The sequence below is a fragment of the Ferroacidibacillus organovorans genome, assembly GCF_001642725.1.
In the GTDB taxonomy this organism is placed as follows: Bacteria; Bacillota; Bacilli; order Alicyclobacillales; family SLC66; genus Ferroacidibacillus; species Ferroacidibacillus organovorans.
Window position 1 is genome coordinate 1 of the sequence record NZ_LSUQ01000072.1, and the last position, 11,131, is coordinate 11,131.

The window sequence follows — 11,131 nt, forward strand, 5'->3', positions numbered from 1 at the left end:
GTACAGAGCGGATCGGTGGTCAATAGGGTGTATCGGTAGAGGGCGAGCAGCCTCTTGTGATATGACGAGGGGCCGACACAGACTTCCTTCGTTTCGGGGGCGGCGGATGTGGACAAATGTCCCGTAGTCGGACGGCTGTCACGGCGCGCCCCGCGCGGGATGTCGCGCCTCACTCGAGTCATTCGCGATGCGTAAGACTATGCGAAAGGCTATGCCCAACCCTGTGCGAAACCCTCTGTGGACCAATTCGGAGGAGATTTGCTTTACGGACTGTTGCGATGGGAGAACATGGCCAGAATCTACAGGAGTTGAACCAGTGAAGTTCCGTCGAGGTATCCCACTCCATCAGAGCGCATAGACGGTCACTGATTTTTCATGGAAGAATCCATATTCAACTTATATAGTCATCGACCGGAATTCGACGCAGCGCGGGTGGCTACGTGTCCTGCGCCACATCGCCGCACACGTTGGTGCGGGCGACGGTAGACCGATTTCCTCCATTCGATGCGAACGTGGGAACGTGTTGCGGCGAAGCAAATTTGAGTGGCAATGCACCTGCGGATAACAGAATTGACTTGATGGCGAGCGGGAACGAGAGGTACAGTCGGACACAACGTTTCCGGGGGTGGATCGCCATTGTGTCCGATCGCGAAGCAACTACTGGCCGAAAAACTGATTGACGATTTTTACGAGGCATACGCGCGAGGTGGCCAACAGAAGTCTCGGCCCCAAGAAGACCTGGTGGAACAGCTCAAGGCACGATTGCCAACCGATCAGCATGCATGGCTGTATCGCTGGGAAGCCGAGTGCGTCGAGACCTGTACGCACGAACTACAGCAGTTTGCCAATTTCATCGCGGACCTTCTGATGGCGACTCCTGTCCACGCAAGCGATGCAAGACGTCACGAGTAACTGTTGCGCGCTGGGGGTTGCTATGTCTCATGAGTACCGCCAGTTTGCGCCTTCTCGGCCATGCGATAGAGGGATAGCGTGCAAGGCGGCTTGGAAGTTTTCCACCGCCGCTTTCGACGGTTCGTTACAAGTCAGTCGGATGACGACATTCCCGCAATGGAACGTGACGGTGGTCAGGTCTCCGGGGATCGTGACCCCAACCGATGTTGGATGCGCATGGGGTTCGTCCAATTTGTCAGGCGGCTGCATGGGGACACCTCCGCATAATCATTCGCAATATGCGGATATCCACTACCCCTCACCGGAGCGAATCGGTGGGCAACGCGGTGCAGCAGCGGAGGGCGAGCAGAATTTCTTGCGCACTGGCTTCGAGGGGGTCAGCCAGCGGGGCCTCTCTACGGGTGCCATGTGGATCGATGTCCCGATCCGTTTTCCTCTCCGATCCGCATCGTATCGGGTATCATCCGTTCAACCGGCCCCTGGTGTTTTGTGCCAAGTTCCGTGCCTAGTTGTGTTCGGCGTTTGAGGCGACGCAAGATGAGTTATCGGCTGCGTTCTCGACGATCTTCTTGTCGGAAGCGTCACTGTGTCCGTGTGGGGGGCGGCGCTATGGACAAATGTCCCGCAGTCTGACGCCCGTCCCGGCGCGTCCCGCGCGGGCTGTCGGGATTCCGTCCAGACGTTCACGATGCGCAAGACTGTGCGAAAGGCTATGCCGAACCCTGTGCGCAACCCTCTGTGGGGCAAGGGGCGCTGTGATGGATCCGCCCGGAAAGTGCTGCCTCCTCTTGAGCAGTGAACGACAAGTCAAACGTCCAACCCCCTTCCAAAAATGCGCCGTAGGATCACTGCAAGCAGAGGGAGCTCATCCACGCTGAACAGAGGGAGCGAGGCGGCCTGTCCGAATGGCCTTTGACAGGGAGGTGCGTGCCGCTGATTGATAGAGACCGCGACGATTGTGCTTGGCGTCCTCGGCACAGAGCGAGAGAGAGCGGGATTGAGAGGTCTCGGAACAGGGATGGGCATTGCGCCCACTCAGACACGTGAGGGGGACCGGGCGTCGGCGTAGGACGGAACCTCCTTGGTGGGATCGCGATACGGGAACGCAAAGAGGGTGGCTATTTGATGTGCCACCCTACCCACTATTGATTGGTATCATCTTACCTTCGGGAAACGAGCCTGTGGTGCCAAACCCGTGCCGACACGGAACGGAGGTAGGTGGTAGAGGACAAGGAGCGTGGATTCCGTTTCTCAGTTCCGAAGGATCAGTGATCGGGAGTAAGAAAAGAGTGACGTCCACGCGCAGCGGATTGGTGGGGCCTGGGTGCCTTTTACTGCAGAAGTAGATCATCTACGTGTATACTGATGCTGAGGTACACCGAGCAACACTCGGCCCGGTATGTTCTGCGAAGAGTGTATGTGATGGCTTGTCAGTATAAATATTCACGCTTTCAAACTCGGCCTATGCAGATTTCGGCCAGCTATGCGCAATACGATCGCAATTCATAAGCGAGGGCGAACAAAGAGAGTTTAGATTGGTTTATTACATCGCAGGGAGAGTTACATCTTCAAAGGAAATTAGGATTTTTGAAAACAGAAAAATAGTTACAGGCGCTGTAGTAGACTAAGTATAAGAACCGCGGATGTCAGGAGGAATTCCCGATATGATGGATGCACAGACATTGCTCCGAGCCTACGACCAAGAGTTACGCACTGACGCAGAAACCCAAAACGCGTTATCCGAGACTCACCTCGGTCTATTACGCTTGGTCACGTTCGATGGCGATCAGGGTTTCGTGACCTATCCACACCCTGACGATGCTGAGGCGACGCAAATGCCCCAATTGGTGCCACGAGTTCTCGATCACTTCCGTGAGAAACCAACTATCAACCAGGTCGAGTGGAAGACACGCGATCATGACGGTGTCCTCGGACTCCATCAGGCATTGGTGGGAAATGGGTTCCAGCCCGACGATCCCGAGTCGATCATGATCGGAGAAGCCAAGATGCTTGACGTCAATGTGCAACTGCCAGCTGGAGTGACACTGCGCTGTGTGACTGAAGAAGCGGATATCCGTAGAATGACGGCGATGGAGTCGCTCGTTTTCGGAAGACCCTTGGACGACATGGCGGATGTGCTACTACGTCGACTAGCGCTTAAGGACGGAATGCAACTATGGGTAGCGGAGGCAGAAGGACAGATCGTGAGCGCAGGTCGCCTAGAACCAGTCGTCGGAACGAACTTCGCTGGAATATGGGGCGGAGCCACACTTGAATCTTGGCGCGGTCGAGGTATCTACCGAGCGCTCACCGCTACTCGGTCCCGTTCTGCTCTGGACTTGGGCAAAACACTTATTTACAGTGATTCTACTGAATACTCACGTCCAATCTTGGAGCGCTCCGGACTCGTTAAGGTCTCTACCACGACCCCATACCGTTGGTACCGATAAACTTGACTGGCAATAAGTGCTCACAGAAGACACAATCGGTAGATACTAGGATAAATTCGAGGGCATAAACCGAGCATGCAATGAAACCTACTACTGCATGTTCATCAAGTTCGCCAGACACGCTGGTTATGTCACACATGGGCAGTAATGTTCAGAAAAACAGGATTCATTACTACTGTAGAAGAAGTTATTAGCAACAGAACAAAGTGAGAGGAGACATGAACATGTCGGCGGAATTAAGTCACACTTGTTTATTTACGGATAGCGTACAGAGATTAGCTGACTTTTACGGCAAAATACTTGGTATTGAGCCAGTTGTGTACGGTGAAGGTTATGCCGAAGTGCAAACGTCGAAAGGTACTTTGTCATTCTACAATGTAGAAGAACAAAATGAGATGGCTCCTGGTTCGGCACAGTCAGGTCCCAATCGAGCTATGATTCTTGAGTTTCATGTATCCGATGTAGATGCTGAATATAACCGACTAGTCGGCATGGACGTTGAAGTTGTCAAAGGACTCACAACTCAGTCGTGGGGCAATCGGTCATTTTATTTTCGGGACATTGATGGTAATCTGGTAAATTTCTTTTCAAGAGTCGATGTCGGGAACTAAGCAATCGCTTGCTGAACAAACGGGGGCAAAATTGCCTTAGCCACCGCTGAGCCGCTGGTGTATCATTATACAGGCTGGCATTGCGATGCTCCCTGAAGTATCGGGCAGGAATTCCCCATAACAGATATATCTAAGTAACTGGTAATATTACCCTACACCTCTGATTCTTCACGCGTTCAGCTGACACTGACGGTTACAAGAGATCCACACCGACGCGATGGGGGGGCAGCTGCTTCAATTCCTGTCAGCCAAACCATATCGATATGGGAAACGCAGAGGGCACTTGAACGTTGTTAGTGTTCCTTTTCGCTGATTTGGCTGTTGGAACCGAAACCAGTCCCAGTTTATCTGACCAGGAGCATTTCTTCGATGTCTTGCTGAAGGTACACTGTGGGATGCCACATCCGACAACCGTGAACTTTACAAGCATATGGGTACATTGAATATAGCTCGGGTTTATGGAAGGTATTTAGTGCTTCACAATGGTTGCAATAGAGAGGGGGAGGGCTAGTGAAGGGGTCAGTTCAATCGAGACAGCTTGCTGTCGTAATCGGAGTTAATGATTATGGTTCGGCGCAATCGAACCTCCGCTACTGTTCGAACGACGCCGAGGCCTTCTACGAATCTCTGGTTCACTACGCATCGTACAACTCTGAAAACATGGTTTTGTTTTCGGACGGTGAGCACCAGTGCGCCAAGAAGCCCCATTACACTGATATTCTATCTGAAGTATATAGTATGTGTAGCAATGCCACGGAGAGTGACTCGATACTGCTGTTTTTTGCGGGACACGGAACGAGAGACGATGAGGACAGTTATCTCTTAACACAGGAATTTCGACCCAACGTTATCAGTGAATCATCAATTCCTATGCGGAAGATCAATGACTATTTTACCCAGTCTAAGGCCAAGTTCAAATTGCGCTTCTTCGATGCATGTCATTCGGGGAGAATGGGGCGTAGAGGCTTGTTGAACCCCAGTGTGGATGATGCCTTTATCATAAATGCTGAAGGATGGGCTACGCTTGCAGCATGCAAGGAGACTCAGTATGCACATGAGCACGATACAATTAAACACGGTGTATTTTCCTATTACTTGGTAAAGGGTATCTCCGGAGAAGCTTCGACAAACGGCAGGACCGTTGCGCTAGATGATCTGAAGCTCTACGTGATGAACAAGACGATCGACTTGACTAGTAAGCTTGGAATGGAACAAACTCCTGTATTCGCAGGAGAACAGTCGGGTTCATTGATAATTAGCAGAGTTCGACCGGAACAAGATACGGCTCTGCCTGTTATCTTGCTTCAGATTGAGAAATCAACGGACGAGCAGTTAGAGCCATCACCTGAGCGACCAGACGCATTGTATTCAGAGTTAAACACGCTGCTCTCAGGAGAATTCGACTCCCGTGACTACGTTGCAGCAGACCAGGAAGATAAGATGCGACGCATATCCAGTTTAACGTCCCTAATTGACGATTGGGGAAAAAGCGGTTCAAAACGATACAACGAGACATCGAACCACGCGCAGATGCAAAGTCGATTTACTTCGGTCGAGAAGTTACCTCTCAATCGGAATCTGGCCGAGTATTTGAGTAACAACACCAAGGTCTCGGAGGTGATTGAATGGAGGTTTTTCAACCAAACTGTAACTCGTTATGTCAAACAGACCCAGACTGAGGTAGAGGAACGTCCGTCATTTGGAATTGGATTGTCGTCCCAAAGACAGGTTCGGAGATATCGCGAGGTCAATGTGCCTCATGAAGAAGAAGTGTTGGCCGGAATTAAAGTTCAGGATGGGTATCCCGTCACGGATAACTCTATGCTATTACAGTTCAGCAGTGACTCACATTTGGTACCTCATTGCGGTTTGGTTTCCACTCTAATTCCGAACAATTTTGGGGCATATCTTCTCTGTTACTTCGTTTGCACGAAACTTGGCAAGGAACTTAAGGAACTATGGGACGAAGATTCGTTTAACGTGAGGCATTTCTCAGCCGTGTCGTTCAGTGAGAAATATAAAGCTGAGCTTAAAAGAGAACTTGACCAAGTGTATTCACAGTTCCTGTCATACATCATTGAACGCACCAAAGCGAGGCAAATGAAATTATCGAGCCTTGGTGCGGTTCCTGGAACTTCCATGGTTAAACCATGATATTTCGGCTTGGAAAGCGCCTGACTCAAATCAAGATGGCTACCGAACGGTGCGTCCGGTATTTTGTTGCACGTCGCCATTTGCATCAAGCGCGACTTTCTTCGTTTCTTCTGGTCGCAGCTACGGCATTGGACAAGTAATCTTCCAAGTCGATACCACCGTGGTCTCATGGAACATCAGGAGAGAAGAGTACAAGAAACGGAACGGTGAAACCATTGACTAATTGCAAAATTGTGGAGCGGGCACCGACACCAGATGAATATCGTAATCTTTGCGTTTCTGTAGGCTGGGAATCTGTGATGAATTTTGAGGTTGCCCAAAAAGCCATTGAAAACTCTTTGTTTGCAGTTGTAGCAAGGAAGGATGATCAAACCGTAGGCATGGGTCGGATTATAGGAGACGGTGCGATATTTTACTACGTTCAGGACATTGCTGTATCACCAAAGTATCAAAAACGTGGTATTGGGACAAAAATCCTAGACACGTTGATGGATTATATAAAGACTCATGCCCCAGAGAAAGCATTTGTTGGTTTGTTTGCGGCAGAGGGAACTGTGCCCTTTTATGAGCAGTATGGATTTAAAGATTATTCACCGTCGATGACAGGGATTTTCCGTGTAACGCCGATCTGACACAAAAACTTATCTTGTTGCGCATAAGGGGCGCAAATTCATGAACACTGATTGCTTGCCTGATGTATGATTATACGATGGGCAATCCTTTCGTAATCTTGCGCGATCGGGCAGCATAGTTCCATAGCGGACATGGTATTATTTGGACAATAGTCTCTGGGAGGAACTAGCTGGCATGGTAATTGAGATGACAATACAGGTTCGAGTTTCGGATTTTGAAAAAGGTCTCAACTGGTACAAAACTCTGCTTAGAAAGGAACCTGATTTTGTTCCGCATGAAGGATTTGCAGAGTGGGAACTCATTCCTGGAAGTTGGCTACAGGTAGCCGAGGGTAACCCTACACAAGGAAACGGTCCTCTTCGTCTTGGCGTTACTGATATTGAGTCAGAGCGAGAACGGGTTATGAAGGAGCTAGGCGTTGAACTGTTTGAAGTGTATTCACGGGAGGAAGTTCCTGTTAAATGGGGTAGCTTTTCTGACCCATGGGGAAACCGTCTTGGACTTTTTGAGTATCTGGATAAAACAGAAGAAGCAAAGACCATAAAGAGAGTGCTTCAGAGATAACTTTACTTGTTGCACAAGGGCTTGAGCGGAAGAACTATGTAGCAGTGAAGTCGCATGATTCTACATCTCAGTGGGTCGATGCTTGTGTCGCATAGGGACAGGAATCTTCAAAAAGCAGTGATCACAAAGGGGGAATGCTAGTTTGGAATCAATATCGTGAATTGCTCGGTAAGCGCGTAGAGTAGTCTTGCCTCACATTGTTCGATGAATATAATGTAGATTACTTCAATGGTCTCTACTGTGCGGGGTGGTCCTGTGAGTTGTCGTCTTGCGTTCTTTAGTCAAGAGTGGGAGTCGTCAGTGGGAAACTTCAAGTTACATGATTCACAAATGGTTTTCAGTTTCTTGCCGAGTAAAGCCCTTGACTTTTTCCATAATCAGGACGCTTGCTCGGTCGTTATTTTTATTGATGAAGAACCTGTCGTTTTTTTTGTCTTACACAAGTGTGGAGAGACTTCTGATTTTACCGAAAATAATACCGCGATTTTTTTGCGATCTTTCTTGATTGACAAGAGACATCAAAGAAAAGGCTACGCAAAATTAGCGTTGGCTATTTTACCTAAGTTTATGGAAGACCATTTGCCTTATGTGGAGGAGATCGTTCTGACTGTAGATGAAAACAATTTAGCAGCAAAAAGATTATATGAAAAATCCGGATTCATACACAAAGGGAGAACTAAAGTAGGTAGAAGTGGTCTTGAACTTGGTATGCACTATTCGCTCAAGGGCAGTTAATCATTTTTGGCAAGCTAATAGCCAACAGCAAATGCGGAGTGGAAATTCGTGCCATTTGATACTCTTCCCATTTCTCATTCTTTGATCTTCATATACTTTCATCAACAAATGGTATCGACAACCACATCCCTTTGAATCAGTCATTGATCACACGGTGCGAGTTTGCGAAGAAATCATTCCAAGTTCTTTGATTTTCTAAGAGACATATTACTGTACTACGGGTGCGTATCTGGAATAGCCACCGCAGATCCGCTGGCGTATGATTATACATAGGGTTCGACCCAATGATCTTGCGCATACGGGCAGTTTAGTCCCATACCGTGGAAACTATATTCAGGGAAGAAGAACACCATGGACAAGGACGTAGAGACCGCCATCGTAAAGACGTTCTTCAACAAAAGGGTTCAAGATCGGATCTTGTTAGAGTTGTTTTCCTCGGATAAGCGGCGAAATCGAGGACTTAATCGGTTGTGCCATCACTACCGACAGACTCTCCGTGAAGAATATCTGATTGAAATACCAACGCCTAATTCAGATCCCAAAGAAATTGCCGACATACTGAAGAGAAATGGTGCGGGCAAGTCATTTTATGCGATGTCATGGAATCCCGACATCGACGGAAAACATTTGTCCATTGACGAGGCTCTGGATGCGGTGACCACGATTACCGAAATTGGACACGAACATCAATGCCATCGGGGCCTCGCTTATAGTCAATGCGTTCAATCAGCAGTTTTGCGAGTCGATTTCTCTCCTTGACATCGACGCGTGCTTCCCAAGCCGATTTGAATGCATCGAACCTTTGCACCCGCAGCGCGCGCGTCAGTTCGGCGCATCCATCAAGGTGATCGCGTAGCTGATAGATTTCGTTCTCCTTTTTCACCATCAGGGTCCTCAAACTCTCCAGTCGTGTGGTGTAGTCTTGTTTGGAGAGATCGCCCATCACGAACAGGTCCTGCAACCGGTTCACCCCTTCTCTCAGGCGTTCGAGTTCAGCCTCCTTCGTTTGTAACAGACACTCTGACACCAGAACGGGTTCCTCGGCATCTGCAGGCATTTGGAGGAGTTCCGTTTCATATTGCCGCATACTTTCGAACACGGCGGTTTCTACAGGCTCGAGTTCAATGCCCGGATTGCCGCAGATGATCCCGTCGTTGCCCGGTCTTTGGCATTTCTTGACGAGGGTTCTGCCGTTTTCTTTCGGCTGAAACTTCAGCGAGGAACCGCACCGGCCACAATGGAGGAGACCGGAGAGAAAGTAGGTTCCGTGCCTTGAATGCTTGGGCTGAACGCGACGCCCTTCCAAGAGTTTGATGATTTGCAGATGTTCAGCCGGTGTCTTCACGGCAGGGTGTGCGTTTTCGACGATGATCCAATTTTCTCTGGGGATCACTTTGAAGGGCGCTGCCTGCCGCTTTTTATGCAGTCCACCGTTGGTCTTCCCATACACTACGCGTCCCAAGTGGACTTCGTTGATGATCAGCCGATACAGTACGCTGTCCGACCAACGTGCTCCTTTTGGAGAGGGGACAGTGCGGCGGTTGAGCTCTGCGCAGACCGCGCTGCAGGTTTCACCGCTTAAAATTTGATCTTTGATAAAACGATAGGTCTCTAATTTCGCAGGATCAATCTGCAGGCTGTGGACGTCTGCGTTGTATACGTAGGGAAATGGGGCCGGACCGTTCGTCCAGTGGCCTAGGCGAGCGCCAATCTTCTTGCCGCGCTGGAACCGCTTCTTAATCATCCGGTACTCATACCTGGCGAACACGCCTTCGATGTCCGTCATGAGTTCTTGGTCCTCGTCGTTCAAGTCATAGACACGTGTCGGCGTGACCACGACCGTGTTGGAGCGCTTGAGAATTTTCTCGATCCGCGCGCGGTCCTCTTTGTCGCCCCGACTGAGGCGATCATAGTCGACCACGACGACCGCATCGTAGAAGTCGTTTTCGACGTCGCTGAGCAGGCGTTTGAATTCGGGCCGGAATTCAATGCTGTCGGAACTGCCGATTTCCCGGTAGATCACATAGCGCCAAGTGTTTTGGCGAGCGAGATCGGTGAGGGCGGTTTCGTGTTTGAGCAAAACGTCTTCCTCGCCGTCCGAATCATCGCGACTCTTGCGCAGATAGATGGCCACTTCGTAGATTTTCTTGGGTTCCATGGTGGTATCACCTCGATTCGTGGCATCATGTGTTCCTTCCTTTTCAGCTTTGCTCTGGACGGTGAACGAGTCAACGGCAACGAATGGAGAGACCGCGGGAGTTAAGGCTGCGGATGAAAGGATGGGTATGGTCTTGGATCAGCCCCGAAAGAATACTCGGGGCGTCTGGTTCACGGGATCCAACTGGGATCGATGAGTCGCATCATGAGTGGATACAAAGCACTACGGAAGCTTTCCACGGCGGCAGTTGAGGGCTCGTTACTGGTCACGCTTATGGTGAGTTTCCCGTGCTGAAGGACCATTGTCTTGGCTGGACCGGGTTTGACTAGGGAGGCGGGCTCGTTGACGGGCTCGACGAACGACGCGTCTGTTGGTGAGGGCATGGGGACACCTCCTGCATTTGATGTGACGGGGTCAGGGTGGACGTCGACCTAAGCGCGGGAGCAGCGATGAAATAGTGGCAAATTCAGCGTACAAGTTTTATGGTCGGCATGGTGCCATCATCGTGACCGGAGCGTGCCAATAAGCCAGGCACACGTGCGCAAACTGCCGACATGCGCGCACCGACGCTGGGTGGTAGAATTATCCGTAGAACATTCAGTTTGGTGTTTCTACGGAGTGCATCTCAACGCACGCGGGCAAGCTGAGCACGTGAGAATGAATTCCAGGGAGGAAGATGCTCTATGTCAAACGATGCGCAGAGCCACAAACACACCAACCGCCTGATCCACGAAAAGTCGCCTTACTTACTCCAACACGCGCACAATCCCGTCGACTGGTACCCATGGGGCCCAGAGGCGTTCCAAAAGGCCGCCCGTGAATCGAAGGCAGTATTCCTCTCCATTGGCTATTCGTAGCCCTGCGGGGCTACGAATAGCTGTATACGCTGAAAGTGGAGTAGTTTATCGACCTGT

The 11,131-nt window shown here is 50.1% G+C and carries 9 protein-coding genes; 8 read left to right on the top strand and 1 reads right to left on the bottom strand.

What is annotated here, in order from left to right; all coding sequences use genetic code 11:
* Window positions 1-636: 636 nt before the first annotated feature.
* The 7 genes from AYW79_RS13870 (at window position 637) to AYW79_RS13900 (ending at window position 8,059) form a co-directional block, all read left to right on the top strand.
* The gene (locus AYW79_RS13870) at window positions 637-912 is read left to right on the top strand and encodes a hypothetical protein (protein WP_067567090.1); all 276 of its coding nucleotides are present in this window, start codon (window positions 637-639) and stop codon (window positions 910-912) included.
* A gap of 1,664 nt (window positions 913-2,576) precedes the next feature.
* A complete protein-coding gene (locus tag AYW79_RS13875; protein ID WP_067567092.1) occupies window positions 2,577-3,362 on the top strand; it encodes a GNAT family N-acetyltransferase in 786 nt (261 codons plus the stop codon).
* A 224-nt stretch (window positions 3,363-3,586) separates the two neighbouring features.
* Window positions 3,587-3,973, top strand: coding sequence for a VOC family protein (locus AYW79_RS13880; protein ID WP_067567094.1), 387 nt, complete (start codon window positions 3,587-3,589; stop codon window positions 3,971-3,973).
* Between the two features lie 510 nt (window positions 3,974-4,483).
* Window positions 4,484-6,127 (top strand): caspase family protein, encoded by a 1,644-nt coding sequence (locus tag AYW79_RS13885; protein WP_067567096.1) that lies wholly within the window; start codon window positions 4,484-4,486, stop codon window positions 6,125-6,127.
* A 215-nt stretch (window positions 6,128-6,342) separates the two neighbouring features.
* Entirely contained in the window at window positions 6,343-6,759 is a 417-nt protein-coding gene (locus tag AYW79_RS13890; protein WP_067567106.1) for a GNAT family N-acetyltransferase, read from the top strand.
* A gap of 175 nt (window positions 6,760-6,934) precedes the next feature.
* A complete protein-coding gene (locus AYW79_RS13895; RefSeq protein ID WP_067567098.1) occupies window positions 6,935-7,324 on the top strand; it encodes a VOC family protein in 390 nt (129 codons plus the stop codon).
* 300 nt (window positions 7,325-7,624) lie between these two features.
* The gene (locus AYW79_RS13900; protein ID WP_067953370.1) at window positions 7,625-8,059 is read left to right on the top strand and encodes a GNAT family N-acetyltransferase; all 435 of its coding nucleotides are present in this window, start codon (window positions 7,625-7,627) and stop codon (window positions 8,057-8,059) included.
* A 664-nt stretch (window positions 8,060-8,723) separates the two neighbouring features.
* Here the strand turns inward: AYW79_RS13900 and AYW79_RS13905 are convergent.
* Window positions 8,724-10,217: a recombinase family protein gene (locus AYW79_RS13905; RefSeq protein ID WP_067567102.1), complete on the bottom strand. Its 1,494-nt coding sequence runs from the start codon at window positions 10,215-10,217 to the stop codon at window positions 8,724-8,726.
* A gap of 683 nt (window positions 10,218-10,900) precedes the next feature.
* Here AYW79_RS13905 and AYW79_RS15395 point away from each other — a divergent pair.
* Window positions 10,901-11,074 carry a DUF255 domain-containing protein gene (locus AYW79_RS15395; RefSeq protein WP_082806816.1) on the top strand — a complete coding sequence of 58 codons (174 nt, stop codon included), beginning with the start codon at window positions 10,901-10,903 and terminating at the stop codon, window positions 11,072-11,074.
* Window positions 11,075-11,131 lie beyond the last annotated feature (57 nt).